General features: G+C 63.3%; 26 protein-coding genes, 1 tRNA gene and 1 pseudogene. 17 read left to right on the forward strand and 11 right to left on the reverse strand.

Translation table 11 applies throughout. From position 1 onward, the window contains the following. Window positions 1–7: 7 nt before the first annotated feature. Window positions 8–1,507 (reverse strand): amidase, encoded by a 1,500-nt coding sequence (locus AC0NIH_RS02950; protein WP_473467106.1) that lies wholly within the window; start codon window positions 1,505–1,507, stop codon window positions 8–10. Window positions 1,508–1,645: 138 nt separating this feature from the next. On the opposite strand from AC0NIH_RS02950, the gene AC0NIH_RS02955 reads away from it, so the two are divergent. The 4 genes from AC0NIH_RS02955 (at window position 1,646) to msrB (ending at window position 4,415) form a co-directional block, all read left to right on the forward strand. After that, window positions 1,646–2,185 (forward strand): sigma-70 family RNA polymerase sigma factor, encoded by a 540-nt coding sequence (locus AC0NIH_RS02955; protein ID WP_140575302.1) that lies wholly within the window; start codon window positions 1,646–1,648, stop codon window positions 2,183–2,185. Further along, window positions 2,182–2,904: an anti-sigma factor gene (locus AC0NIH_RS02960; RefSeq protein WP_473467105.1), complete on the forward strand. Its 723-nt coding sequence runs from the start codon at window positions 2,182–2,184 to the stop codon at window positions 2,902–2,904. Before AC0NIH_RS02955 ends, AC0NIH_RS02960 begins: the two co-directional genes overlap by 4 nt. Before the next feature lie 223 nt (window positions 2,905–3,127). Then, entirely contained in the window at window positions 3,128–3,685 is a 558-nt protein-coding gene (locus AC0NIH_RS02965) for a fasciclin domain-containing protein (RefSeq protein ID WP_473467103.1), read from the forward strand. Between the two features lie 226 nt (window positions 3,686–3,911). Next, entirely contained in the window at window positions 3,912–4,415 is a 504-nt protein-coding gene (gene msrB / locus AC0NIH_RS02970) for a peptide-methionine (R)-S-oxide reductase MsrB (protein WP_352709413.1), read from the forward strand. 123 nt (window positions 4,416–4,538) lie between these two features. Here the strand turns inward: msrB and AC0NIH_RS02975 are convergent, their stop codons facing one another. Next, window positions 4,539–6,134 (reverse strand): DHA2 family efflux MFS transporter permease subunit, encoded by a 1,596-nt coding sequence (locus tag AC0NIH_RS02975; protein WP_287276774.1) that lies wholly within the window; start codon window positions 6,132–6,134, stop codon window positions 4,539–4,541. A 73-nt stretch (window positions 6,135–6,207) separates the two neighbouring features. Further along, window positions 6,208–7,395, reverse strand: coding sequence for an HlyD family secretion protein (locus AC0NIH_RS02980; protein ID WP_352709409.1), 1,188 nt, complete (start codon window positions 7,393–7,395; stop codon window positions 6,208–6,210). A gap of 132 nt (window positions 7,396–7,527) precedes the next feature. Between AC0NIH_RS02980 and AC0NIH_RS02985 the strand changes: the two genes are divergently transcribed. Then, window positions 7,528–8,262 carry a TetR/AcrR family transcriptional regulator gene (locus tag AC0NIH_RS02985; RefSeq protein WP_023765445.1) on the forward strand — a complete coding sequence of 245 codons (735 nt, stop codon included), beginning with the start codon at window positions 7,528–7,530 and terminating at the stop codon, window positions 8,260–8,262. A gap of 12 nt (window positions 8,263–8,274) precedes the next feature. On the opposite strand, the gene yihA is transcribed toward AC0NIH_RS02985, so the two are convergent. The 6 genes from yihA to rpmH form a co-directional block, all read right to left on the reverse strand. Further along, the gene (gene yihA / locus AC0NIH_RS02990) at window positions 8,275–8,934 is read right to left on the reverse strand and encodes a ribosome biogenesis GTP-binding protein YihA/YsxC (RefSeq protein WP_013891880.1); all 660 of its coding nucleotides are present in this window, start codon (window positions 8,932–8,934) and stop codon (window positions 8,275–8,277) included. Then, window positions 8,931–9,569, reverse strand: coding sequence for a CatB-related O-acetyltransferase (locus AC0NIH_RS02995; protein WP_473467100.1), 639 nt, complete (start codon window positions 9,567–9,569; stop codon window positions 8,931–8,933). The genes yihA and AC0NIH_RS02995 overlap by 4 nt, the downstream gene beginning before the upstream one ends. A 424-nt stretch (window positions 9,570–9,993) precedes the next feature. Then, on the reverse strand, window positions 9,994–10,554 hold the full coding sequence (locus AC0NIH_RS03000; RefSeq protein WP_473467098.1) for a fasciclin domain-containing protein: 561 nt from the start codon (window positions 10,552–10,554) through the stop codon (window positions 9,994–9,996). A 220-nt stretch (window positions 10,555–10,774) separates the two neighbouring features. Continuing rightward, complete coding sequence (gene yidC / locus AC0NIH_RS03005; RefSeq protein WP_473467096.1) at window positions 10,775–12,592, reverse strand: membrane protein insertase YidC; 1,818 nt, start codon at window positions 12,590–12,592, stop codon at window positions 10,775–10,777. A gap of 14 nt (window positions 12,593–12,606) precedes the next feature. Beyond that, window positions 12,607–12,960: a ribonuclease P protein component gene (rnpA, locus tag AC0NIH_RS03010; RefSeq protein WP_473467094.1), complete on the reverse strand. Its 354-nt coding sequence runs from the start codon at window positions 12,958–12,960 to the stop codon at window positions 12,607–12,609. A 14-nt stretch (window positions 12,961–12,974) separates the two neighbouring features. Then, window positions 12,975–13,109: a 50S ribosomal protein L34 gene (gene rpmH, locus AC0NIH_RS03015; RefSeq protein WP_008833937.1), complete on the reverse strand. Its 135-nt coding sequence runs from the start codon at window positions 13,107–13,109 to the stop codon at window positions 12,975–12,977. Window positions 13,110–13,388: 279 nt separating this feature from the next. Here rpmH and AC0NIH_RS03020 point away from each other — a divergent pair, with 279 nt between their 5' ends. The 5 genes and pseudogenes from AC0NIH_RS03020 (at window position 13,389) to AC0NIH_RS03040 (ending at window position 17,857) form a co-directional block, all read left to right on the forward strand. Continuing rightward, window positions 13,389–14,876, forward strand: a complete 1,488-nt coding sequence (locus AC0NIH_RS03020) for an ATP-binding protein (RefSeq protein WP_023765439.1) — start codon at window positions 13,389–13,391, stop codon at window positions 14,874–14,876. A 276-nt stretch (window positions 14,877–15,152) separates the two neighbouring features. After that, a tRNA-Arg gene (locus AC0NIH_RS03025) sits at window positions 15,153–15,229 on the forward strand. 221 nt (window positions 15,230–15,450) lie between these two features. Further along, entirely contained in the window at window positions 15,451–16,428 is a 978-nt protein-coding gene (locus AC0NIH_RS03030; RefSeq protein WP_473467092.1) for an AraC family transcriptional regulator, read from the forward strand. 109 nt (window positions 16,429–16,537) lie between these two features. Further along, a pseudogene (locus tag AC0NIH_RS03035) lies at window positions 16,538–16,900 on the forward strand (nitroreductase family protein); the annotation flags it as partial. A 39-nt stretch (window positions 16,901–16,939) separates the two neighbouring features. Beyond that, window positions 16,940–17,857, forward strand: a complete 918-nt coding sequence (locus tag AC0NIH_RS03040) for an NADP-dependent oxidoreductase (RefSeq protein ID WP_474025149.1) — start codon at window positions 16,940–16,942, stop codon at window positions 17,855–17,857. Window positions 17,858–18,028: 171 nt separating this feature from the next. Here AC0NIH_RS03040 and AC0NIH_RS03045 read toward each other — a convergent pair whose 3' ends face one another. After that, entirely contained in the window at window positions 18,029–19,885 is a 1,857-nt protein-coding gene (locus tag AC0NIH_RS03045) for a multicopper oxidase domain-containing protein (RefSeq protein WP_473468221.1), read from the reverse strand. Between the two features lie 198 nt (window positions 19,886–20,083). On the opposite strand from AC0NIH_RS03045, the gene AC0NIH_RS03050 reads away from it, so the two are divergent. From AC0NIH_RS03050 to AC0NIH_RS03060, 3 genes are all read left to right on the forward strand, one after another. Then, window positions 20,084–21,586, forward strand: a complete 1,503-nt coding sequence (locus AC0NIH_RS03050) for a multicopper oxidase family protein (protein ID WP_473468219.1) — start codon at window positions 20,084–20,086, stop codon at window positions 21,584–21,586. Continuing rightward, window positions 21,583–22,146: a cytochrome c gene (locus tag AC0NIH_RS03055; RefSeq protein ID WP_473468217.1), complete on the forward strand. Its 564-nt coding sequence runs from the start codon at window positions 21,583–21,585 to the stop codon at window positions 22,144–22,146. Before AC0NIH_RS03050 ends, AC0NIH_RS03055 begins: the two co-directional genes overlap by 4 nt. Window positions 22,147–22,267: 121 nt before the next feature. Further along, on the forward strand, window positions 22,268–23,026 hold the full coding sequence (locus AC0NIH_RS03060; RefSeq protein WP_473468214.1) for an SDR family NAD(P)-dependent oxidoreductase: 759 nt from the start codon (window positions 22,268–22,270) through the stop codon (window positions 23,024–23,026). Between the two features lie 126 nt (window positions 23,027–23,152). On the opposite strand, the gene AC0NIH_RS03065 is transcribed toward AC0NIH_RS03060, so the two are convergent. Next, entirely contained in the window at window positions 23,153–23,308 is a 156-nt protein-coding gene (locus tag AC0NIH_RS03065; protein ID WP_473468212.1) for a hypothetical protein, read from the reverse strand. 161 nt (window positions 23,309–23,469) lie between these two features. Between AC0NIH_RS03065 and AC0NIH_RS03070 the strand changes: the two genes are divergently transcribed. The 4 genes from AC0NIH_RS03070 (at window position 23,470) to AC0NIH_RS03085 (ending at window position 26,558) form a co-directional block, all read left to right on the forward strand. After that, a complete protein-coding gene (locus AC0NIH_RS03070) occupies window positions 23,470–24,141 on the forward strand; it encodes a GntR family transcriptional regulator (RefSeq protein ID WP_473468209.1) in 672 nt (223 codons plus the stop codon). 90 nt (window positions 24,142–24,231) lie between these two features. Further along, complete coding sequence (locus tag AC0NIH_RS03075; protein WP_013891900.1) at window positions 24,232–25,083, forward strand: transporter substrate-binding domain-containing protein; 852 nt, start codon at window positions 24,232–24,234, stop codon at window positions 25,081–25,083. Window positions 25,084–25,155: 72 nt separating this feature from the next. Continuing rightward, entirely contained in the window at window positions 25,156–25,869 is a 714-nt protein-coding gene (locus AC0NIH_RS03080; protein ID WP_473468207.1) for an ABC transporter permease, read from the forward strand. Next, on the forward strand, window positions 25,866–26,558 hold the full coding sequence (locus tag AC0NIH_RS03085; RefSeq protein WP_473468205.1) for an ABC transporter permease: 693 nt from the start codon (window positions 25,866–25,868) through the stop codon (window positions 26,556–26,558). The genes AC0NIH_RS03080 and AC0NIH_RS03085 overlap by 4 nt, the downstream gene beginning before the upstream one ends. Window positions 26,559–26,592 lie beyond the last annotated feature (34 nt).

The raw sequence follows: 26,592 nt of genomic DNA on the forward strand, positions 1-26,592 counted from the left end.
GGCCTCGTCATTGTGACGGCATCATCAGCGGCGCCCGTCGCTTCAGCCAGCCCGAAATCTTCTCCATCTGCGCGGCGAAGGACAAAAGCGTTTCTTCGTCACCCGGCCGGCCGGCGGCCTGGATGCCGAGCGGCAGGCCGGCATCGGTGACATGGACGGGCAGCGCAATCGACGGCTGGCCGCTGACATTGTGGATCGCCGGCCAGTGGGTGAACCACAGGCTCTTGTCCATCAGCTGGCCGAACACGGACTCGACCTTAAGCAAGGGCGTGAGGTGGAGCTTGTCGAGCAGGTTCTCGACCAATTCATCGGCTCCTTGCGGATCCATGGCGCCACAGGCAAGCGGCGGGTGGGCGATGACAGGCAACAGCACGGCATCGTAGTGCGCGGTCTCAGCGATCAGCTGTCGCGAGGCGGCGTGGAGCCGCTGCAGGGCGGCATAGGTCTCGCCGGCTGAAATCATCTCGCCCAGCCGGCCGAGCACCCGCGTGGCACGCTCGACGTCGCCGGTAACGGGACGGCCGACGCGCAGTGCTTCCGCCCGCAGCGTGCCGGCGACGGCGGAGGCAACTGTCCTGCAGAAGTCGGCGAAGAAATCGCGCCCGATGAAGGGCAGGTCGATGTCCTCGACGGTGTGGCCGCCCTCGCGGGCGAGCGCCACCGCGATGTCCAGCGCTTTCACCGTCTCGGCCGAAATCGGCAGGCCAAGCGGCGACTTGCGGTAGACCGCCAGGCTGAGCTTGCCGGGATCGCGCGCGGCGGCAGCGGCGAATGTGCCCTTCGGCGGCAGCGCGGCGTAAAGCGACAGCGAGTCGGGACCGTGGGTGAGGTCGAGCAGCAGCGCGCAATCGCGCACCGAGCGGGTGACGGCATGGTCGACCACCATGCCGTACCAGCTTTCGCTCACCAGCGGCGTCAGCGGGATGCGGCCGCGCGAGGTCTTGAGGCCGACCAGCCCGGTGCAGGCGGACGGCACGCGGATCGAGCCGCCGCCATCCGAGGCATGCGCCACCGGCACAACACCGGCGGCGACCAGGGCTGCCGAACCGCCGGATGAGCCGCCACTGGTGTGGCCGGTGTTCCAGGGATTGCGGGTGATGCCGAAGGCCTTGGATTCGGTCATCAGCCGCAGCCCATGTTCCGGCGATGTCGAGGTGACGATCGGGACCAGCCCGGCGGCAAGATAGCGCTCGGTCATCACCGAATTGACATCGGGCAGCCATGCCGGGATGCGGCTGCCGCCATGCGACGGTACACCCTTGATGGCGATGCCGAGATCCTTGATGGCAAAGGGCACGCCGGCCAGCGGCAACGAACGGTCCATGGTTTTCGCCCGCGCCCGTGCGGCTTCATAGAGCGGCTCGGCCGTGGCATTGATTTCAGGCCTTGTGGCCTCGGCGCGTGCGATCGCCGCCTCGGTCAGCTCGATCGCGGACAGCTCGCCCTTGCGCACCAGGCCGGCAAGGCCGGTTGCGTCTTCATCCCACAGGATCCGTTCGACCGACATGTGCGCCCCCCGTTGCCGCCAAGCTAGCCAGCGGCGATTCCCTTGGCAATCGAAGCCTGCGTCCGGACGCCGGACCTTTAGGTGCATGGAATATTTCCGTCGTTGCAAATACAACGCAATTGCCTAGTTTGGCTCGGCATGACGCCGCAGGACATCACCAAGCTGATCGTCCGGACTTCGATGAAGGATCGGGCCGCGTTCGATCTGCTCTACCGGCAGACCAGCGCGAAACTTTTCGGCGTATGCCTTCGTGTATTGAACGACCGGGGAGATGCTGAAGAAGCGCTGCAGGAAGTCTTCGTCAAGATATGGACCAAGGCGGACCGTTTTGCTGTCTCCGATCTGAGCCCGATCTCATGGCTGGTGGCGATCGCGCGCAATCATGCGATCGATCGCATCAGGGCGCGACGCAAGCCAGCCGCCGATATCGATGCCGCGCTGGACGTGGCCGATCCGGCGCCGGGACCTGAAGCGATGGCGGTGGCGGGTGACGAGACCGAACGCGTCCATCATTGCCTCGACGAACTGGAGAAGGACCGGGCGGCGGCCGTCCGGGGCGCTTATCTCAAGGGCGAAAGCTATGCCGAACTGGCGGAACGCCACGGCGTGCCGTTGAACACGATGCGTACCTGGCTGCGCCGCAGCCTGATGAAACTCAGAGAATGCCTGGAGAGATGACGCTCGCAGAGGACAATGGACCGGAACGTGGGGGCGACGACATGTTCGCCGCCGAATACGTTCTCGGCGTGCTGCCGGCGGACGAGCGGCAGATCGCGTCCAGGCGCATCGATTCCGAGACCGATTTCGCGCGGCTTGTCGACGGCTGGGAGGTTCGCCTCTCGCCACTGGCTGACGCCTATCCGGAAATCGAGCCGCCGGCATCGGTGAAGGCGGCTGTCGATCGACGCCTGTTTGCATCGACCCCGGCCGCACCCGCCGAACCCCGTGCCGGCCTGTGGTCCAGCCTCGCCTTCTGGCGCGGCCTCGCGGCAGCGGCGGTTGCCGCGCTCGCGCTCCACATTGCCGTGCCCTACGTCAATCCGCCGGCCGTCCAGCCGCAGACGCGGCTAGTCGCCTCGCTGGCCGCCGACGGCAGCGACGTCAAATACCTCGCCGTCTACGATGCCGCGCACCATGAAGTCAGCCTGTCGCATGTTTCCGGCGAGCGCGCGTCCGGCAAGGACTTCGAACTTTGGATGATCGAAGGCAAGAACGCGCCGGTCTCGATGGGTGTTATCCCAAGCGGAGCGACGGCTCATATCGTCGTCTCGCCGGCGGCGCAGCAGAAGCTGGCGCAAGGCGCGGTGCTTGCCGTCAGCCTCGAACCGCCAGGCGGTTCGCCAACCGGGCAGCCGACCGGACCGGTAGTTGCCGCGGGCGATTTGAAGAGCATCTAGCCCGATTGTTCGCGTCTGCGGCCATGGCACCGGCGATCCAATTCTATCTTCATCACGCATGTCTAATGAACGACTAAGTCGGCAAACTACCGTGCCTGTAAACTCTCTTCCCTCATGTGCAAATAAATTCAAAATTCAGAATACCCTGAAACTCCCGCGTTTGTATTCCGTATCTCCTCACGTCCCCAAAAATGGGAAGAGAAAACCCGAGGAGTTCTACATTATGCGTAAATTCGCCACCCTTTTGCTTGCGGGTACAATCGCCGTGTCCGCGCTTGCCACCGCCGCCTATGCCGAAAACCCGATGGTCGGCGGCGCCGCCATGTTTGCCAACAAGACCATCGTCGAAAACGCCGTCAATTCGAAGGATCACACGACGCTGGTCGCCGCCGTCAAGGCAGCCGGCCTGGTCGACACCCTGCAGGGCGCCGGTCCATTCACCGTGTTCGCGCCGACCAACGAAGCCTTTGCCGCCCTGCCGGCCGGCACGGTCGACACGCTGCTCAAGCCCGAGAACAAGGACAAGCTCGTCAAGATCCTGACCTGCCACGTCATCGGCGCCAAGGCGATGGGCGCCGACGTCGCCGCGATGGCCAAGGCCGACGGCGGCACCCACAAGGTCAAGACCGCCGGCGGCTGCGAGCTGTCGCTCAAGGCCGATGGCGGCAAGGTCACCGTCACCGACGAGAACGGCAATGTCGCCAATGTGACGATCGCCGATGTCGAGCAGTCCAACGGCGTCATCCACGTCATCGACAAGGTCCTGCTCCCGAAGATGTGATCTGGCCGAAGATGTAACAAAGGGCTTGGCGTGGCGAACCTGCTGCAAGAGCCCTCCGTCGATTGCATCGTCTCGCTCCCTCGACTTGCAAGCGACACGCGAGCTCCGCGGCGCCCACGGCCAAACCGTGGAATGGCGCGGAGTTCGTTCGAGGGCAGCCGTCACCGGCTTTTGACTTTCGCGTGGCGGCATAGTTTGGCAAAATAGACAATCGGAGGAACTGGTCATGAACCGTCGCGACTTTCTTTTGAGCGGTGTCGCTGCCGTTGGCGCCGTCGGGGCCGCCGCTACCTTGCTGCGCATGGGCGGCCCGCAGGCGGCTCAAGCCGCCGAGAAATTCGAGATCACCAAGACCGACGACGAATGGAAGGCCATCCTGTCGCCGGCGGCCTTCGACGTGCTGCGCAAAGAAGGCACCGAATATCCCGGCACCAGCCCGCTGCTCAACGAGCACCGCAAGGGCATTTTCGCCTGTGCCGGCTGCGACCTGCCGGTCTATCCCTCGGAGACGAAATTCGATTCCGGCACCGGCTGGCCGAGCTTCTGGCAGGAGATCGCCAATGGCATCGGCAAGACCGAGGACCGGTCGCTGGGCATGACCCGCACCGAGGTGCATTGCCGCCGCTGCGGCGGCCATCTCGGCCATGTCTTCGACGACGGCCCGGCGCCGACCGGCCTGCGCCATTGCATCAACGGCGTGGCGCTGAGCTTCAAGCCCGCCACGGCCTGACAAGATCTGCTTCAAACGAAAAACTCCGGGCTTTGCGGCCCGGAGTTTTTTGCGCGGTCAGAGCTTTTCGGGCGTGGACTGGAGGAGCTTCCCGAAACCGCTGCCCACGTAGGGTATTTTTGTCTAGTGGCCGCCGCCTCCGCCGCCACTGGGCGCGGCCGGCTTGTTGATCAGCACGGTGAACAGGCCAAGCGTCGCGAACAGCACCGTCAGCATGTAGAACACGTCCATGAAGGACAGCAGCGCCGCCTGCTGCTGGACCATGCCCGACAGCTTGGAGATCGCCGCGCTGGCGGCATCGAGGCCCGTGGTCTGCTCGAAATTGAGCGTCATGTTCTGCAGCTTCTGCTGGGCCGCCGCACTGCCCCACTGCACGTGCTCCGACAGCCTTGCGTAGTGGAAGGCGTTGCGATCGATCAGCACGGTGTTGATGAGGGCAAGGCCGACGGCACCACCGAGGTTGCGCGTCAGGTTGAACAGGCCGGACGCATTCTTCAGCCGGTCGGGCGGCAAGGTGCCGAGCGCGATGTTGTTGATCGGCACCATGCACAGCATCATCGAACAGCCGCGCAGGATCTGCGGGATCAGCAGTTCATAGAAATCCCAGTCGGCGGTCAGGTGCGTCATCCACCACGTGCCGGTGGCGAAGCCGAAGAAGCCGATCATCATCATCAGCCGCAAATCCATCTTGCTCGACAGAATGCCGGAGATCGGCGCGGTGACGAACATGGCCAGGCCGCTGACGAACAGAGCCTCACCGATCATCATCGAATCGTAACCGCGGATGCGGCCAAGGAAGACCGGATAGAGATAGGTCAGCCCGTAGAGGCCGATGCCGATGACGAAGGAAAACAGCGAACCGAAGGCGAAGTTGATGTTGCTGAAGGCCCGCAGATCGACGATCGGCTCCTCGGCGGTGAAGACACGCCAGAAGAAGATCACCGCGCCGATGGTCATGACGATGGCGCAGATGAACACACCCTGGTCCTGCAGCCAGTCATTATTGGGGCCTTCCTCGAGCACGTATTCCATGCAGCCGAGGAACGCCGCCATGCCGGCGAGGCCCCACCAGTCGAACTTGTTGAACAGCTTTAGATTGGGCTTGTCGAAGTCGATCAGCGACCAGGCCGCGGTCGCCACCAGAATGCCGGGGACGACATTGACCAGGAACAGCCAGTGCCACGAAAAAGCATGGCTGATGTAACCGCCGACGGTCGGGCCGATGGTCGGCGCCAGCGTCGCCACCAGGCCGATCATCGGCGAGACGATGGCGCGGCGCGAGGGCGGGAAGATGGTGAAGGCGGCCGCGAAGACACTCGGGATCATGCCGCCGCCGATGAACCCCTGCACGGCGCGGTAGACGATCATCTGGTCGATGTTGGTGGCGGTCGCGGCGAGCGCGCTGGCGGCGGTGAAGCCGGCTGCCGCGATGGTGAACAGCACGCGCGTCGACAGCATGCGGCTGAGGAAGCCCGACAGCGGGATCATGACCACCTCGGCGATCAGATAGGCCGTCTGCACCCACGGAATCTCATCGGAGCTGGCGCTCAAGCCCGCCTGGATCTCGGACAGTGAGGCGGAGACGATCTGGATGTCCAGGATCGCCATGAACATGCCGAACACCATCGCCAGGAAGGCAATGATCCGGCGTGTGGAAATAGTGTCAGGGACGGCCGGCCGTGCCGGCGGCGATCCTGCGGTGATTGTTGCGGTTGCCATTGCATGGGCCTCCTTGAGGCAGGCCGGGCGGCTCAGTGCTTAATCAGCCCCCGAGCCGCCCTCCGAAAAGCGCTTAGTTGGTGCTCGCGGCAGGTGCGGTGCGGCTGTCGACGTTGACGACAACGCTCAAGCCAGCGCGCAACTTGCCGGTCCTGAGGGCATCGGCCGGGACGTCGATGCGGACCGGGACGCGCTGCACCACCTTGGTGAAGTTGCCGGTGGCATTTTCCGGCGGCAACAGCGAGAAGACCGCGCCTGAAGCCGGAGCGAGCGACGAAACGGTTCCCTGGATGGGCTGGCCGTCGATGGCGTCGACCGAGATGTTGACCTTTTCGCCGGGAACCAGGCGGGCAAGCTGGGTCTCCTTGAAGTTGGCGACGATGTAAAGCTTGTCCAGCGGCACGACGACGGCGAGCTTCTGGCCGGGGCTGACGAGGTCGCCCTGCTCGACCGACCGGTTGCCGACGACGCCGTCATACGGAGCCTTGAGCACGGTGAAAGAAAGGTCGCGCGCGGCCTTGTCGCGGCTGAGCTGCAAGGAGGCGAGCGTGCTCGCCGACTCGGCGCGCTGCGCCTCGAGCACACCGATATTGGCCTGCGCCGCGGCGATCTGCGCGTCGGCGCCGACCAGAGCGGCATTGGCCTGGTCGAGCGCGGTCTGGGCATCGTCCAGCTGCGCCTGCGTGCCGACATGCGTCTTGACCAGCTGCGCGGCGCGCTGCTGGGCACGGGCGGCATTGCCGGCCGCGGCCTGGTCGGCGACCTTCTGCGCCTGCGCCTGCTGCAGGGAAGCCTGCGCGGCCTTGGTCTGCGCGTCGATACGGTCGAGCGTCTTCGACAACGTGGCGATCTGGGCGTCGGCCTGGGCGACAGCTATTTTGTAGTCGCCGTCATCGATCGTCAGCAGCGGGTCGCCGGCCTTGACCAGCTGGTTCTCGCTCACCTTGACCTGATCGACATAGCCGGAAATCTTCGGCGAGACGAACGCCATGTCGGCCTGGACGTAAGCGTCGTCGGTCGAGATCATGAAACGGCCGGTCGTCCAATAGTCATAGCCATACCAGGCGCCGGCGCCGAGCAGGGCAACGCCGATGATCGGCAGCAGGAAGGAGCGCACCGAACGCTTCTTCTTTGCGGGGGCTTCCGCCGGCGGCGGCGCGGCGGCCGGCTGGACAGGAATTCCCGGTGCTTCCGTCGCCGGCGCAACCTTGGCGCTGGGGAACGGACGGACTTCGGCGGTGGATGGCGCGTTTGAGGACATGACATCTCTCTAGGAAAGATTATAATAGACTGAACCGTTCGGTTCGATGGACGTTGACATAGCGCGTAAAGAGGACCATATCAAGGGGCAATCGAACCGCTTGGTTCGAATTATTTTCGAGGTGTGACTTTTATGGCCGAGACAACGCCCGACGCCGAAAACGACAAATGCGAGGATCTGCTGGACAGCCTGCGCCGCGGCCGCCCCGCCGCCGGACAGGATCCGGTCAAGCGCAGCCAGATCATCGACGGCGCCCGCCGTGTCTTCATCGACAAGGGCTTCGAGGCCGCCTCGATGAACGACATCACGCGCGAGGCCGGCGTGTCGAAGGGCACCATCTATGTCTACTTCGCCAACAAGGAAGAGCTGTTCGAGGCGCTGATCGAGGAAGAGCGCGGCAGCATCTTCAAGAACATGTACGACTTGCTCGATCGTTCCGACGATCTGCGCCAGACGCTGGTGAAGTTCGGCAAGGTCCTGTCGATGAAGATCACCTCGGCCAGGGTCATCCAGGCGCAGCGCACCGTGATCGGCGCCTCCGACAGGATACCCGACATGGGCGCGCGGTTTTACGAGCGCGGCCCCAAACGCGGCCATGACAGGATGGTGACCTTCTTGAACGCCGCCATCGAGCGCGGCCTCCTGCGCATCGACGATGTCGACCTTGCCGCCTATCAGTTCACCGATCTTTGCCTTGCCGGTCTTTTCCGGCAGTGCATCTTCGCCTACCGTGTCAAGGCGCCGAGCCAGGAGGAGATCGAGCACATCGTCCGGTCAGGCGTCGATATGTTCCTGAAGGCCTACGGCACCGCGAGCCTGGCCGAGGAAGAACGCCACCAGATGATTGCCCTCGAGGCAAAGTCCTGACGGGAAATCGCGTCACCCGCCATTGGCGGCAAGCACGATGGCGGCCTGCAATTCCTCGAGACCCTCACCCTTTTCCGATGATGTCGCCAGGACGAACGGAAACGCCGCCGGCCGCTTCTTGATCTTGGCCAGCGTCTCCTCGATCAGCCGCGGCACGCCAGCGACCTTGATCTTGTCGGTCTTGGTCAGCACGATCTGATAGGACACCGCCGCCTTGTCGAGCAGCGACAGCACTTCGTCGTCCTTGGCCTTGATGCCGTGGCGGGCGTCGATCAGCACATAGACGCGCTTCAGCGTGACGCGGCCCTTGAGATAGTCGAAGACCAGCTTGGTCCACTCGTCGACCTTCTCCTTGGGCGCGGTGGCGTAGCCGTAGCCCGGCATGTCGACCAGCGCCATTGGCGGCAGGTCGGCGCCCTCGCCCGAAAAACCATCCGGCACGAAATAGTTGAGTTCCTGCGTGCGCCCCGGCGTGTTGGAGGTGCGGGCCAGCCCCTTCTGGTTGACCAGCGCGTTGATCAGCGACGACTTGCCGACGTTGGAACGGCCGGCAAAGGCGATTTCCGGGGGCCCTTCCGGCGGCAGGAACTTCATGGCCGGCACGCCGCGGATGAAGATCCAGCCGCGCGTGAAAAGGTCGGTGCCGATCGTGGTGCTGTTCAAAGCGTTCAAGCTGCTGCCTCCAGAAGAGAAATATCGGCGCCCCTGATGGCATCGAGGTTGCGGCCGATCTTGTCGACCGGCCAGTCCCACCATGCCACCGCAAGCAGCCGCCGGATCGTCCTGTCGTCGAACCGCATCTTCACCACCTTGGCCGCGTTGCCGGCGACGATGGCGTAGGATGGGACATCGTGCGTCACCACGGACTTCGCCGCAATGATGGCGCCATGGCCGACTTGCACGCCGGGCAGGATCACCGCCTCCATGCCGATCCAGACATCGCTGCCGACCACGGTGTCGCCGCGCACTTCCTTCGACCATGTCGCCGGATCAAAACCGTTTTCCCAGCCATGGCCGAAGATGTTGAACGGATAGGTCGAAAAGCCGGACATGGCATGGTTGGCGCCGTTCATGATGAAGCGCGCGCCTTCGGCAATGGCGCAGAACTTGCCAATGATCAGCTTGTCGCCAATGAAGGGATAGTGGTGCAGCACGCATTTGTCGGCGAATTTGTCCGGCCCGTCAGGGTCGTCGTAGTAGGTGAAGTCGCCGATCTCGATGTTCGGCGCACTCACCAGCGGCTTCAGGAAGCCGACGCGCGTATGCATCGGGATCGGGTGCTTGATGCCGGGGTTGGGTCCGTCCATGTCGATATCCGTCGAGGAAGTGATTGGTCGGCGCATCCGGACTGCGGGGCGCGCCTGGTCAAAATAACGTGATCCGCCCTATAGCATCAATCGGCCGAGAGCGAGCTTTCCTTGTCATGAAGCTCATTTGTTGCCGCGGCAAATCACGATCGGATTGGACAGCGCGCTGTCAAAACCGCTGCCCTGATACCGGCCAAGGTCGACCATAGCGCCGTCACATGGAGTGACGTGCCGGGAGCGGTTGCTCGACAGCTGAAACCCGGTCGCCTTCACATATCCAAAAAACCGGAGCCCTGCGAGGGACTGCAGGACCCCGGCCCATTGCCGATACGGCTTCCCAGGAAATATGGACCTCGTCACGAGGTGGAGACGGCAAGCCCGAGAAAGCCCCAACGGACCTGCCTGATCCCCTTCGCCGGGGTGGTTATTTCGGCAACAGCACCTTGTTGACGACATCAATGACACCGTTCGACTGGTTGACGTCGGCGATCGTCACCTTGGCCTCGCCGCCGGACTCGTCGATGATGTAGAGCTTGCCCTTCTTGACCTCGGCGGTGAGCGTGTCGCCCGAGACGGTCTTCATCTCATATTTTCCGCCCATCGCCTTGGCCTTGGCCATCATGTCCTTGCCGGAGATCTTGCCGGCCACGACATGCGCGGTCAGCACCTTGGTGAGCTGGTCCTTGTTCTCGGGCTTGAGCAGCGTTTCGACGGTGCCGGCCGGCAGCGCGGCGAAGGCTTCGTTGGTGGGCGCGAAGACGGTGAACGGGCCGGCGCCCTGCAGCGTGTCGACAAGGCCAGCCGCTTTGACGGCGGCGACCAGCGTCGTGTGGTCCTTCGAGTTGACGGCGTTCTCGACGATGTTCTTGGTGGCGTACATCGGCGCGCCGCCGACTGTCGGGTTCTTGGCATAGGCCGGGGCGGCAATTGCCGCGCCAGCGACGAGTGCGGAAAGGGCGATGATCCTGAATGACGGCAAGCGCATGTGGTCTTCCTCCGGGTGAGGGCTGATCGGAATTGATAGCCTTTGGAAATGCACACGCAGTCACGCACCGCGACCGCTTGCAGTTTCGCCGATCACGGGAACGTGAACAGATATTTGCCCAAAGAAAAAGCCCGGGCGAACCGGGCTTTTTGAGAAGAGAGATCTTCTCTTCGGCTTTTTTGGAGGCCGGCTACTCCGCCTTTTGTAGGAAGAAGGCCGGCTACTCAGCCGGGGACGGTTTCTTCCGGAACAGCGCGACCAGATTGTCCCACAGCTCGATCTTGGCACCCTGGCGCTTCATGATCAGGCCCTGCTGGAGGATCGACAGCGTGTTGTTCCAGGCCCAGTAGATGACCAGGCCGGCCGGGAAACCCGCCATCATGAAGGTGAAGATGACAGGCATCCAGGTGAAGATCGCGGCCTGCGTCGGGTCCGGCGGCGTCGGGTTCATGCGCATCTGCAGGAACATGGTGACGCCCATGATCAGCGGCCAGACGCCGATCATCAGCATGTGCGGCAAGGTGACCGGAACGAGGCCGAACAGGTTGAAGATCGAGGTCGGATCGGGCGCGGCCAGATCCTGGATCCAGCCGAAGAACGGCGCGTGGCGCATCTCGATGGTGATGTAGAGCACCTTGTAGAGCGAGAAGAAGACGGGGATCTGCAGCGCCACCGGCCAGCAACCGGCCAGCGGATTGATCTTCTCGGTCTTGTACAGCTCCATCATCGCCTGCTGCTGCTTCATCTTGTCGTCCGCGTATTTCTCGCGGATCTCGAGCATCTTGGGCTGCACCTTCTTCATGTTCGCCATCGACGCGTAGGACTTGTTGGCGAGCGGGAAGAACAGCGCCTTGACGATGATCGTGGTGGCGAGGATCGCCAGGCCGAAATTGCCGAAGAATTTGTAGAGCGTGTCGATCAGCCAGAACATCGGCTTGGTGATGAAATAGAAATACCCCCAGTCGATCACCAGGTTGAACTGGCGAATGTGACGGTCCGCCTCGTAGGCGTTGATCTTGGCCACTTCCTTGGCGCCGGCGAAGATCTCCGTCTCGACGGTCGCGGACTGGCCGGCATCGACATTGATTGCATCGGTAAGGAAGTCGGACTGGTAGCGGTGCCGGCCATCCTCGAAAAAGGCATAGCGCGGCTGGAACGGCTGCTTCTCGGTCGGCACCAGGGTGACGGCCCAGTATTTGTCGGTGATGCCGAGCCAGCCATCGGTCGACTTGCCCGGAGTGACCTGCTTTTCGGATTCGATCTTGGCGTATTTGTATTCAGCCAGGCCCTCGGTGCCGGTCACGCCGATCAGGCCCTCATGCAGCACGTAGGTGCTGGCGACGGCCGGCTTGTCGTAGCGCGTGACGCGGCCGTAATTGAACAGCGAAACCGCGCTGGCGCCGGAATTCTGCACCGTGTCCGTGACCGTGAACATGTAGTTGGCGTCGACCGAGAAGACGCGCTTGAAGATCAGTCCCTTGTCGTTGGTGTAGGTGAGCGTCACCGGCGTCGACGGGCTCAGCGTCGGATTGCCTTCCACGCTCCATACCGTGTCGGCACCCGGCACCGCGCCGGTCTTGTCGTTGCCGACGAAGCCGATCTCGGCGAAATAGCCGGTCGGCAGCGCCTGCGGGTTGAGCAGTTCGATCTCGGGCGAGTTCTTGTCGACGGTCTCGGTGTAGTGCTTGAGCTTGAGGTCGTCGAGGCGCGCGCCGGTCAGGTTGATCGAGCCTTCGAGGCTCGGCGTGTCTATCTTGACGCGCTTCGAAGCAGCCAGCGCCTGATCGCGGCCGGCCGCGGTGACGGCGTCGCCGCCGGGCGCGTTGGGAATGGTGCCCGGCGCCGGCGCCGGCGCCGGTGTCGCAGCGCCTGGATTGGCGGCCTCGGCCGCCTTCTTCTGCTCCTCCACGCGCTGCTGCTCGATCTTGGCGGCCTCGCGCTGCTGCTCGACGCGCGGATTCATGTAGAAAACCTGCCACAAAGTCAGGATCAGCACCGACAGCGCGATGGTGATGAAGAAGTTCCGGTTGTTTTCCATCGAGAGCCCTTGGCCTATCGTGTTCCGCGAAGTCGGCGGGAGAGTTCGGCCTTCAACTGGCCGAACGGGGCGCGCAGTGCATCGTCGCGCCCGACGATGACATAGTCATTGCCGGGCTTCATGTCATCTGCGGCATGGACGCGGACGGCTTCTTTCAGCCGCCGCCTGACGCGGTTGCGCACAACGGCGTTGCCGACCTTCTTGGTGACGGTGAAGCCGACACGCGGCACGCCGCCGTCGCCGCGGTCGAGGACCTCGACGAGGAAAAACCGCCCGCGGCGCTTTTCACCACGGCGGACGGCCAGGAATTCCGCGCGTTTCAGAAGCCGCTTGGGATTGACCCCCACTGGCTTGCCGGTTGCGGGCAACGATCTCGTCTCGCTTAGGCGCTGAGCCGCTTGCGGCCGCGGTTGCGGCGAGCTGCGACAACGCCACGACCACCCTTGGTGGCCATGCGGGCACGAAAGCCGTGCCGACGTTTGCGGACGAGTTTGGACGGTTGGTAGGTACGCTTCATTTGTTTTAATACCGCGGGGTGCGGCCCTTCTTGATTCTGTCACTCTGTAACAGGAGCTTTGCCGGGCCGGCTTTGGCGCGATCGAAACCGCGCCGGGACGAATGGCCCGAGCGTGAGCGGGCTTATAGAAAGAAGGGTTTTGGAAGTCAATCCGGGGCGGTCGCGCCAAGGACGTAGGTTTTATGACGGCAATTTAATGTTCCGGCCAAAGGATAAATTGGCAAAAAAGCCTTGATCGCCTAATCTTGGCTGATCAAGTGATTGTGAAGACAGGGTTACATGAGCGAAGCCACGCAAGCGGGAGAAGGGACCGGAACAGCGCCAGCCGCCGTCCGCACGGTGCCTTTGTCGCGCGGCCTGTCGACGAAACTGCTGCTTTTGACCATCGTTTTCGTGCTGCTGGCCGAAGTGCTCATCTTCCTGCCCTGGATCGCCAGCTACCGGCTGAGCTGGCTCAAGGAGCGGCTGAGTACGGCCGCCGCCGTCTCGATCGTGCTGGTACAGGGCGAGTCGACCTCGCTGTCGCGCACGGCCCAGAACGACGTTCTGATGGCGATCGGCGCCAAGGCGATCGCGGTGCGCGATGGCGGCGTCTCGCGGCTCCTGGTGGTGGCCGACATGCCGCCGCAGGTGGACGAGCACATCGACCTTGCCAGCGTCGGCATGGTCAAGGGCATGACCGGCGCGCTGGACACGCTGTTCTTCGGCGGCGACCGGATGCTTCGCGTTTTCGGACCGGTCGGCGACAGCGACAAGGAATTCGAGCTGATCATGCCGGACTACAGCCTGCGCCATGCGATGCTGAGATATTCGCGTAATGTCGCCTTCGTCTCGCTGCTGATCTCGCTGTTCACGGCCATGCTGGTCTACGCCGCCATCGACCTGATCATGATCGGGCCGATCCGCACCATGACGCGCTCGATGCTGTCCTTCTCCGAGGCTCCGGACGATCCCGGGCGCATCATCCGCCCCGCCGCCCGCGCCGATGAGATCGGCGTTGCCGAACGCGAGCTGTCGCAGATGCAGGAGCGGCTGCAAAAGATGCTCTCCGAGCAGAAGCACCTTGCCGATCTCGGCCTTGCCGTGTCGAAGATCAACCATGACATGCGCAACATCCTGGCTTCGGCGCAGCTGATGTCGGACCGCCTGCGCCAGGTCAGGGACCCAACCGTGCAGGCCTTCGCGCCGAAGCTTTTGCGCGCGCTCGATCGTGCCGTCTCCTATTCCGAAGGCGTGCTGGCCTATGGCCGCACGCAGGAGCCGCCGCCTTCGCGGCGCCGGGTGCGGCTGTACCAGCTGGTCGAGGACGTGCACGGCCTGCTCGACATCGGACAGGGCATCGAGTTCATCAACGCCGTCGAGGCGGCGTTCGAGGTGGATGCCGATTCCGACCAGTTGTTCCGGGTGCTCACCAATCTTTGCCGCAACTCGGTGCAGGCGATGGCGGCGGACACCGAGAGCGCGGTGGTGCGCCGGCTGGCGGTCTCGGCCGAACGCATGGGCAGCGTCAGCCGCATCGTCGTCACCGACACCGGCCCCGGCCTGCCGGCGAAGGCGCGCGAGAACCTGTTCGCGGCGTTCCGCGGCTCGGCGCGCAGCGGCGGCACCGGGCTTGGCCTGGCCATCGCGCACGAACTGATCCGCGCGCATGGCGGCACGGTGGAACTGGTGGAGTCGATCGGCGGACGCACGACATTCTCGGTCACCATCCCCGACCAGCCGGTGCGGCTCGACCAGGCCCGCGGCAGCCTGCGTCGCCCGGCCTGAGGTCTCCCGCACTGCCTTCCCCGGGGGGCGCTTGCCTTTCGAGCCCGACACTTTCCCTGATCTTCCCCGAGACTTTCCGTCCAGCCCGGAATCGCACCGGCTTCGCGGCTGCCTCGAGCGTCGGGATCCGAGCCGCCATCGCCAGATGACATGCCTGCGACAAAACTTTTGCCGGATCGACTTGCTTTTCGCAAATTCAGTCGCTAGGGAACTGCACACATTCGCGGCCGGTCCTCAGGATCGGATCGCTGGGTCGTTGAAAACACGGCCTGATGCGCGCCCGTAGCTCAGCTGGATAGAGCACCAGACTACGAATCTGGGGGTCAGGAGTTCGAATCTCTTCGGGCGCGCCATTTATCTCCAGGACTTAACCAAATTGCGCCGTTTCAAATCGGCAATCTGAAGCGGTTTTGCGCGACGGGATACAGGCCCCTTGTTCCGGTCATGGGGGCGCTCGGTGGCTCGCTCACGATCTAGGCCCGGTATGAAAGCCAGGTTTGGAAACGTGGTCGACAAGTAGAACCGATGCACAATTGCGATAAGATGTTTCACCATTTCCGGTTTTCGAGGTCCAATGTCTGAAGTGGACTGGCTCAGCCATCTCTTGCAAATGATCACCGTTACCGGCCAGCTCGAGGTCCGCTGCGCCTACGGTGCGCCGTGGCGTGTTACCTGGGGCCGGGCAGCGGCGAACGAGATCCCTTACCACGTCATCGTCAAGGGCCGGGCCATTTTAGAGGATCCGGAGACGAGAACGGCAAGGGAGCTGCTGAGCGGAGACATCGTTCTGCTGCCGCACGGTGCGGCGCATGTGCTGCATGACGGCAGCGGGCAAACGCCCGTCCGTACACACGAAAGCGTAGGCTCTGCCGGATGGATGTTGAGCGAGAACGATGGCCAGGGTGAGCAACTCGATCTGCTGTGTGGGCGGTTTTTCGTCGCGCCACCCCATGATCGATTGATCCGTAACTACCTGCCCACAAATCTTGTGGCGCGGTCTATGGACGGCCATGGGGACGAGAGCATCGGCTCCGCTTCCAACCAACTGGCCAGCCTGGTGAGGCTGATGCGAACGGAGTCCGCCGGTGACAGAGCGGGAGGACGGGCTATTCTCGACGCACTTTCTTCGGCCCTATTCACCTTGGTACTGCGCTCGGCAAGCGAAGCCGAGAAAGCGCCCGAAGGCTTGTTGGCCCTGGCCGGTCATCCGCGGTTGGCACCAGCAATTGCGGCGATGTTCGCCGACCCAGCGCGGTCTTGGAAACTGCCTGATTTAGCGGACATGTGCAGCATGTCGCGGGCCACATTCATGAGGCACTTTCAGGACAGGCTAGGTTGCTCCGCCCTCGATTTGTTGACTGATCTCCGCATGAGTCTGGCCGCCAACGAGTTGAAGAAGCCAGCGATCAGCACCGAGGCCGTGGCCGAGACGGTCGGGTATCAATCCGTTTCGGCATTTCGGCGTGTGTTTGCCGAGAGGATGGGGATGACACCGGGGGAATGGCGGCGACTGGCGCACAATGGCGAGCAAGACGCGCGGCCTGGGATCTGAAAAGCCCATCATGATCCTTTTGCGCATCATCTTGAGCTAAATCAGTCTCGAAATTCTCACTCGTCCCCGTAGATTAGGCTCCGCAATCACCTGATAAGGGAGCCATCCAATGAACTGCATCAGCCGCGCCACCACCGGACCAGCAACCCGTGTAGCCGCCGAAATCTTCCGGGAGAACGGGAAGAGCGAAAACACTTTCGCGACGAACGTCGTCATCGAAACCATCCTGAGCCGCAGTGCCGCCAAGTACTACGACCCCACTGCAATGCTGACCGACGATCAGATCCGCGACCTGGTGCGCATCGGCACGTCCGCGCCGACATCCTTCCACCTGCAGAACTGGCGCTTCATCGCCGCACGCTCGCCGAAAGCCAAGGCACGGCTGCGTCCGATCGCCTGGAATCAGTCCGCGATCACCGACGCGGCCGTGACCTTCATCATCACCGGTAGGCTGGCCGGAACCAGAGCGATAAATTACCCCGAACCAACAAATCACTGAGGAGACATTCCTATGAAAGCGATCGTAGCGACGGATCAGGCTGCAGGAACGGCCGGCATGAAGCTGGCGCAGCGGCCCGAGCCGCAGGCGGCAATAAACGATGTCGTGGTTGAGATTCATGCGGCGGGATTCGTCAACACCGAACTGGAATGGCCTTCGACCTGGGCCGATCGAGCCTTCCGTGACCGGACGCCATCGATCCTCGGCCATGAGCTAGCCGGTGTGGTCACTGCGCTCGGCTACGGCACCACGGGACTGTCAATCGGTCAGCGAGTGTTCGGCCTCGCCGACTGGCATCGCGACGGCACGCTCGCCGAGTATGTCGCCATGGAGGCACGCAATCTCGCGCCGCTGCCCGGCGACGTCGACTTCACGGTGGGTGCGAGCCTGCCGATCTCCGGCCTGACCGCGTGGCAGGGGCTGTTCCAGCATGGCCGCCTTCAGGCGGGGCAAAGCGTGCTCGCGCACGGCGCGGCCGGTGCCGTCGGTTCGATGGTGACGCAGCTTGCAAGGGAGGCCGGGGCCTTTGTCATCGGCACCGGACGCGCCGCCGACCGCCAGAAGGCGCTCGACTTCGGTGCGAATGAATTCGTCGATCTCGACAACGACAAACTAGAGGAGGTTGGCGGCGTCGATCTGGTGTTCGACGTCATCGGCGGCGATATCCAGAAGCGGTCCGCAGCCCTGATTCGGGCCGGAGGATCGCTTGTGACAGCCGTCGGACCGACGGATATTCGACCTGCAGATGGCCTGACGGTTGACTTCGTCGTCGAGGCTGATCGCGGCCAGCTTTGGGAGATCGTTCAGCGCATCCGGAACGGACGACTGCGGACGAATATCGGCAAGGTCTCGAGCCTGGATGACGCCGTCGCCACCTTCAACTCGACCGAGCGGCGTGCGGGAAAGACGGTTATCCGCGTTCGTCCGTAGGAACTTGGGGAGAGAGGGCGGCCCCTCTCTCCTCGACTATCGTCTGCGCATCTCAACGGGCCGCGCTGAGCGATATGACGACGCGGCTACGACTGGCCCATCGGGTCCTTTCGAGCGGCGCCAAAAATCGCGGCATCGGTGAAGCGATCTGTGACTTGCGGTTAGCCCCCGTCAGCCTACCTCGATGACAGTCATCAGTCCGCCGCCGCCCTTGTCCTCGACATTGTTGTTCGTCGTGTGGTGCGGGATATGGCAATGGATCAGCCACTTGCCGGGGCGCTGTGCCTTCCAGACCACGTCATAGCGCTGGCCAGGCCCGACATTGATGGTGTCGGCAAGGAAGCGTGCGGCGGCAGGGATAGTCTCGCCGTCGCGGGCGACCACCTCGAACGGCCCGCCATGGATGTGCATCGGGTGGATGAAGCCGTTGTTGGTGCCGATGAAACGCACCTTGAGCGTCTCGCCGACCTTCATGCGGATCGTGTCGGTCGCAGGATAGGCCTTGCCGTTGATGGTGAAGAAATTGGGCATGCCGCCATCCATCGGCATCGACGGATAGGTCAGCCCCTCCCGCACCAGCCACTCTTGGAGCTCGATGACATAGTCGTGGTCCGCCGCCACTTCGTCGGCGGGGTTGGCGGGATCGATGATCAGCGCGCCATAAAGGCCGAGCGCCTGGGTCCGGTCTGGCTTGGCATGCGGATGGTAGAAGTAGGTGCCATGCTGGGTGGCCGTGAACTCGTAGGAATAGCTCTGTCCGGGCTCGATCGGCTTTTGCGTGATCTCGGCCGGCCCGTCCATCTGATTGGGCAGGATCAGCCCGTGCCAATGCACCGTGGTTTCCTCCGGCAGGCCGTTGGTGACGTTGATGCGGACGCGGTCACCCTGGCGAATATGGATGCGCGGCCCCGGGATCTGACCGTTATAGGCATAGGCGTCGACCGCAACGTCCGGCAGGATCTGCCAGCGCACCACCGATGGCCTGAGTTCGAACACTTTGACGCCGTTTTCCATGCGGAACGGCAGATCCTGGTCGCCTTTTGCCGCCAGGCCGTAGGAGGCGGTGACGAGCCGCGGCGAGGTCGCCGCCATATCGCGCATGGCGTCCGCCGGCGTGTCGCGATCCATGATCATGCCTTGCGGCATGATCACACCGCCGACATCGCGGGCCGATAATGTCAGGTTCAGCCAGTTCGCCGGCGCGGCCATGCCAAGCGCCAACGCGATCGCCGACACCACGCCGAGCGCGGCAATCTGCGGAGTGGTGGCGTCCGAGCGCATGCCATGGCCGGCGCTGCCCTTGCCGGAAGCCGATTTGTGTCCCTTCTGGTGATGCTCGTGCCCGCCAGCCGCGCCCTGATCCGGGCGCTCGGTCATCAGGCCATGCTTCAGGCCGCGCGCGACCAGCCAGACATTGGCGGGATAGGCAAGCGCGAAGCCGGCGATGACGCCGATCGACATCACGCCCCAAAACAGCAGCTCCGTCGGCTCCATGGCGCGCATGTCACGGCCCATCATGAGGAAGCTCATGACCGGTGCCATGCCGGCCATCATGAAATTCATCGAGATGAATTCCGGCAGGAAGCTCTTCCTCACATTCTCCCAATAGCTGCCGCCCATCATCGACTTCATGAACAGCGACTGGAAGATGAACAGGCCGAAGGCAAAGCCGGCGAGATATTCGACGATGAGATCGAGCCACATCGGCAGGCCGAGTGCCGCCGTGATGACGGCGGCCAGAATGATGCCGGTCGCATCGCCGGCGACGCAATGGATGGTCGAGCCGACACCCTGCTTCCAAAGCGTGCGGGTGAAGGCCTCGTGCTCGCCAGGTCGCGGCTCCTTGTCGGCCAGCACATAAAGCAGCAGGCCGAGCGGACCCATATAGAGCGTCACCAGGATGAAGCCCCATTTCATCACCACCGGCTCGGGATTGTTGCGGTACTGGTCGAAGCCGACATAGAGGGTCGAGGCCAGGGCGAGCGTGAACCAGGCGACAAGAAAATAGTCGATCGGTTGGATGAGCATGGTCGGGATTCTCGCGCTTGTCGATGAAACGGCAGGTTGTATCAGTCGTTGGGATGAACGCGGCCGAAGCCATTGCGATCCATCGGCTGCAAATTCCAACGCCGAACCGTCGATCCCGCTTGACCTTCCCGCCACTGGAACGTTTAGCGTCGGCAAGTCGTATGGTGAGGCCCTTTCCCCCGACATAGAGGAGCGAAAATGCACCGACGCGGTTTTCTGGCGGCAGGCCTGGCAACGGTCCTGGCGAGCCCGCGCGCTCTGGCGCAGATGAAAATGGACGACATGTCCACCATGCCCGGCATGAGCGGCCACGATATGGACGCCATGACGCAAGGCGCCATCATGCTGCCAGAGGGCGAGGCGTTGCGTGCGCTGCCGTTGCTTGCAAACGAGGCCGCCCGGCCCAGCATGTTCAAGGCGAAGCTGACGGCGGAGGCTGCTATTGCGCGCATCGCCGAGGGGCTGGAAACGCCCATCCTTGCATATAACGGGTCGAGCCCGGGGCCGCTGATCGAGGCCTTCGAGGGCGACCGGGTCGAGATCACCTTCGCCAACCGGATCAACAGCGAGGCAAGCACTATCCACTGGCATGGCATGCCGGTGCCGGCCGACCAGGACGGCAATCCGATGGACCCGGTGGCTGCGGGCGCCGATCGCGTCTACGCCTTCGACCTGCCGGAAGGCAGCGCCGGCTCCTACTGGTATCACCCCCATCCGCATGGCAGGACGGCCGAACAGGTCTATCGCGGCCTGGCCGGCGCCTTCGTGGTCAAGTCGAAAGCCGACCCTGTTCCGGCCGAATATGGCGACATGGTGCTGATGTTGACCGATCTGCGGCTGGCCGCCGACGGCTCGATTCCGGGAAACACCATGACCGACCTGATGAACGGCCGCGTCGGCGACCAGGTGCTGGTCAATGGCCAGAGGAACCCGAGGCTTGCCGCTGTAAAGGGCGACAGGCGGCGCCTGCGCCTCTGCAACGCCACCAATGCGCGCTTCCTGAAGCTCGCCTTCGAAGGCGGGGCGATGACAATCGTGGGAACGGATGGCGGGCTCATCGAGGCGCCGGTGGCGGCGGACGAGATCCTGCTCAGCCCGGGCGAGCGGATCGAGCTGGTCGTCGCCTTCGACAGGCCCGGTTCCGCTACCCTGGGCACGCTGGACTATGATCGCGGCTGGATGGGCGCGGGCCGCCCGGCCGATGCTGGTCTGACGCTGCTGACGGTCGATGTCTCGGAAACGCCGGGAGCAGCGATGCCGCCGCTGCCCACGCGATTGCGGCCGATCGCTCCGCTCTCCGCCCCTGCTGTCAGCCGGCGTCTCATCTTCGCCGAAATCATGGCGATGAACGAAACCGGCATGGAGATGGGCTTCCTGATCAACGGCAAGGCCTTCGACATGGCGCGTATCGACATCGTCTCAAGAGCCGGAGAGACGGAGCTGTGGGAAATCGTCAACCAGGCCGACATGGACCATCCGTTCCATGTCCACGGCACGCAGTTCCAGGTGATCGAGCATGAGCGCGACGGCAAGGTCTCCAAGCCACCCTTCGTTGCGTGGAAGGACACCGTCAACGTGGCGCGTGGCGAGACGGTGCGGCTTCTGTTGCGCCAGGAGCAGCCCGGCCGGCGCATGTATCACTGCCACATCCTGGAGCACGAGCAACTCGGCATGATGGGCGTGCTCGACGTGCGGGCATGAGGGCCGGCATAGCGCCCGGAGCGGCGACGCTGGCGCTTGCCGGCTGGATGGTTCTCTGCTCATCCATGGCGCCGGCCTCGAGCGATGCGACCGTGGCCGCCCGCCAAGCCTCCATGAAGGCGATGGCGGCGGCGGCAAGAACCATCGCCGAGATGTTCGACGGCAAGCGTGAGTATGATGCCGGCGGGTTCAAGGCGGCGGCCGATGCGCTCAGCGCCCACACCAGCCCTGCCCTGCTCGCCGAATTCCCGGCCGGCACGCTGGGCGCGCCGTCTGGCGCCAGGGTGGAGATCGACCAGGCGAGGCCGGAATTCGAAGCGCTTGCCCGCCACATCGGCAAGCTCGCCTCGGCACTCGCGGCCAAGGCCGACAAAGCCCCGGCCGAAATCAGCGATGACATGCGGATGGGAGCGGGTCTGCCGATGGATGGCGGCAGCCTGCTCGGCAAGCGGCCAGACACCGCGCAGGCCGATCCGGCCAAGCTGCCGGCGGAACATCTATTGCATCTCATCCTGCAGGATTGTTCGGCTTGCCATTCGAAATTCCGGCAGAAGAAATGAGAGTTGGCTTGATGCTCACCGCTCGGGGCGTCAAATCTTTTTCCATGGACTATATGGTTCGGCGATCGCGACCACCGCTGTCCGGCTGTGCGCGACGAAACCCACCGGAGCTGATTGAGCCATGACGTCCACCAGCATCAAGCGCGCTTTAATCACCGGCGCCGGAGCCGCCGACGGCATCGGCTTTGCCATTGCCCGGCAGCTCGGCAATGCGGGTCATGCCGTTTTCCTGACCGGCGCCAGTGCACGCGTGCTCGATCGCGCGGCGGAGCTCCGCGCCGAGGGCATCGATGCCAATGCGGCGGTCGCCGATCTCACCAGCGCAGCGGAGGTCGAGCGGCTGCGGGCAACCGCCGGCGCGGTCGACATCCTGGTCAACAATGCCGGCATGGGCTCCTTGGCATCGCCGTCGGTCGACAAGGCGTTTCTCGCCATGACCGAAGCGGACTGGGACCGAGGCATCGACGTCAGCCTGAAGACGGCGTTCCTGGTCACCCGCGCATTTCTGCCGGCGATGGTCGAAGCTGGCCATGGGCGCATCGTCAATGTGGCGTCGGTCACCGGACCGCTGGTGTCGTTCGAGGGCACATCTGCCTATTCCGCCGCCAAGGCCGGCATGGTTGGCCTGACGCGCACGCTGGCGCTCGAAGTGGCCAGAAGCGGCATCACGGTCAATGCCGTGGCTCCCGGCTGGGTCGAAACCGGCGCGTCGAGCGAGATGGAGCGGATGGCGGCCCTGCAAACACCGCCGGCGCGGGCCGGAAGGCCCGATGAGGTCGCCGCGGCGGTCGCGTTCCTGGCCTCGGAAGGCGCCAGCTATGTCAACGGCGTCCTGCTGGTGGTCGACGGCGGCAACAGCTTGCAGGAACGCAAGGGCTGAGGATGCCCAACTTGTCGGGTGTGAGAATTCAGCCCTTGCGTGAGCGTTTGCCTGCCCCCGGCGCATCCGGCCTGAAATAGACGGCCAGGCAACAACGGCAGATCGCCAATCCGCCGACCGGATATTTCAGGGCAACCGGCCGCTCAGGACGCCTTGGCCAGAACTCTGATAGTCGGACTTCGCCTGCAGCAGGCGCAGCACGTTGTTGCGCAAGCCTCGGACATGGGAGCGGGCCAGCCTGCCGGCGTCGCCGGCGCCGATCGCCTCGAAGATCTCGGCCACAAGATTTCGGCAATCACCATCCAAAGACTCGCCGAAATCGATCGTGCCGGTAGTGCACTGCACCGTTATCGGCTTCCGAACGTCGTCCCTGGGTATTGACGATGCAATAAAATGCGGATTTGATGATACGTGGATACAAAAATACTTTTTAGGTGCCCCCCATGCCAGCAGCCTTTTCGGCAGAGCCACAGATGCCCGCCACTGCGGAGGAAGAGGCGTACAGGCACGTCCAGAGAGCCCTTCGCTTCGGCCGCTACAAACCGGGCGACAGGCTTATTCCGGAGGAGATTGCCGTCGAGATCGGCATGAGTCGAATGCCGGTGCGGGAAGCCTTTCGGCGCCTGGCCTCCGACGGGCTGGTGGTTCTGCGGCCCAATCGTGGATGCGTGGTCGCAGGCCTGACGGTCGATGAGCTTTACGAGATTTTCGAAATTCGCTCCGTACTGGAGGGATTGGCCGTAAGGCTGGCGATGCCCCGGATCGATGAGGAGGAGTTCGAGGAACTCGATCGCCTGCTCGAGCGCATGGAACGCGCGGGCCAGAGCGGCAGCAGCGACTGGGTGGTCCGCCACCAGGAATTCCATGGCCGTATCTGTGCGCTAAGCCGGAGGCCTAAGCTTATCCACCAGATAGCGGCGCTGCATGTGGTGATAGAGCCCTACATGCGCATCTGGTTCGACGACTGTGACAAGCCGCATTCTGCGCGCGAGGAGCATGCCGCCGTGATCGCGGCCTTGCGTTCAGGCGACGAACTTCAAGCGGAAAAAGTGATGCAGGATCACATTCTCAGCACAGCACCGATGCTGGCCGAGTTCGTGAGTCCGAGCCGGTGACGAACGCCGGCCGGACAGGAATGGCCTCGAACCGGCAATGCGGCCGGACGTAGGAACAGCTCGATCAGCCTATCAAAAAAGGGGAACCACATGAAAGTTTGTCGTTTGGCCGCAGTTGCGGCCGCACTCAGCATGTTCGGCTTCATGCACACCGCATTGGCCGAGGACGCGCCCAAGGCCATAACCATCGCCACGGAGGGTGCCTACGCTCCGTGGAACTTCACCAACGCGGACGGCAAGCTCGACGGACTGGAGATCGAACTCGCCAACAATCTTTGCGAGCGGATGAAGGTCAAATGCACCATCATCGCTCAGGACTGGGACGGACTTATTCCTTCGCTGAAGGTCGGCAAGTTCGATGTGATCATGGCCAGCATGTTCATCACGCCGAAACGCCTCGAGACCATCGACTTCACCCAGCCCTATGCGATCGACCCGGGCGGGTTCGCAGCCGCCAAGGATAGCGATCTGGGGAAGCTCGGCGCTTCGACCGAGAAATTCAAACTGGACGATGAGGCTGCTTCCCAGGCTGCGGTCGACAAGTTGAAGCCCCTGCTGAAGGGCAAGGTGGTCGGTGTCCAGGCGGCCACGGCCATGCTCGAATTCGTCAAGAAATACTTCGGCGACACGGTGGAGATCCGCGAGTACAAGACGACCGAGCAGCACGATCTCGATCTGGCCGCGGGCCGCATCGATGCAATATTCGCTCAGAAGACAGCGCTCGCCGCGACGCTCGCAAAACCCGAATTCTCGGGTTTCACGGTTGCAGGTCCGGGCTTTGTCGGCGGCTTGTTCGGCGCCGGAACGGGTGCGGGACTCAGGAAGGAGGACGCCAAGCTCAAGGAAATGCTGAACGACGCGATCAGCGCCGCCATTGCCGACGGGACCATTAAACGCATCTCGGAAAAATGGGTGAAAACGGACGTGACGCCGGTCAAGTAGCCACGTGTATTCTGTCCGGACGGTTGGCGTCAACCGATCGGCCGGATGCCGTGCTGAACGATCAGGTTTCACATGACGGACACACTCCATATCCTTTCCCTGGGCAAGGGCGGCTGGGGCGGAGCCTTGCTGCTGGCAGCCGGCGTGACATTTGCGCTGTCAGTCCTCGGTTTCCTGCTCGGCGCTCTCTTTGGCGCGGTTGCAGCAGGAGGCCGGCTCTCCACGAGAGCTTTGCCGTCATGGGTCGCCAAGGGCTATGGCACGGTGTTCAGGGGTGTGCCCGATCTGTTGACGATTTACCTGCTCTACTACGGCGGCAGTATAGCATTGACTGAGATCGGTAAATTCTTCGGCAGCGCAGGCTTCGTCGGGCTGCCGACATTTGCGACCGGCGTCCTGGCGATCGGCATCATTTCGGGCGCCTATCAAGCCGAGGTCTATCGCGGAGCGTATCTTGCCGTCGATCTCGGCCAGTTCGAGGCCAGCGAGGCGCTCGGCCTGTCCCGGTTCCAATCGCTGCGTCTCGTCATCGTGCCTCAACTGATGCGGCACGCCCTGCCGGGTCTCGGAAATGTCTGGCAGCTCGTGCTCAAGGATTCGGCCTTGATCTCCGTGATCGGCTTGGTGGAATTGATGAGGCAATCTCAGATCGGCGCGGGATCGATGCGGGAGCCCTTCGTATTCTATGTAGCAGCCGCGACGCTGTATTTCCTCATCGCTGCCGTGACCGGATCGGTCTTCCGCTACGGCGAGGCACGGGCGTGGCGAGGCATGGTCCACGCATGATCGACTTCGCCTTCTTTGTAGAGATCATTCCCACCCTTCTCTCCGGCTTGCCGTTGACCTTGCAACTTGCGGGAATGTCGATCGGAATAGGCTTTGCCTTGGCCCTGTTGCTCGCACTGGCGCAGCAGGGAAACCATCGGATGCTGGTCTGGCCCATACGCTCCTTCGTTGCCGTCTTTCGCGGCACGCCATTGCTCGTCCAGATATTCCTCATCTATTACGGCCTCGGCCAGTTCCGCCCCACACTTCAGGCAGTTGGGCTCTGGTGGCTGTTTCGCGAGCCCTTTTGGTGCGCCATCATCGCGCTCAGTCTCAATACCGCCGCCTATGGCAGCGAAATCCTGCGGGGTGCGATACAGGGTGTGCCGCGCGGCCTTGTCGAGGCGGCCTCTGCCTTCGGCATGACACGGCTCCAGACCTTGCGCCTCGTCGTTCTGCCTTTGGCGCTGCGCCAAGCCATACCGAGCTACAGCAACGAGATCATTCTCATGGTGAAGGGTACGTCGCTTGCATCGATCGTCACCCTGATGGAAGTGACGGGCATCGCCCAGGGGCTTATTTCGCAGACCTATCGCGCCGTGGAGGTTTTCGTGGCCGCGGGCGCGATCTATCTCACCGTCAATTTCACGATCATCTCGGCACTGAACGCGCTGGAAACCTGGCTAACGCCTTATCGGGTCCGAGCCTGACACGCGTCTGGCGTAACGAGGAGAATTGGCGAAG

This window comes from Mesorhizobium sp. WSM1386, from assembly GCF_055901595.1.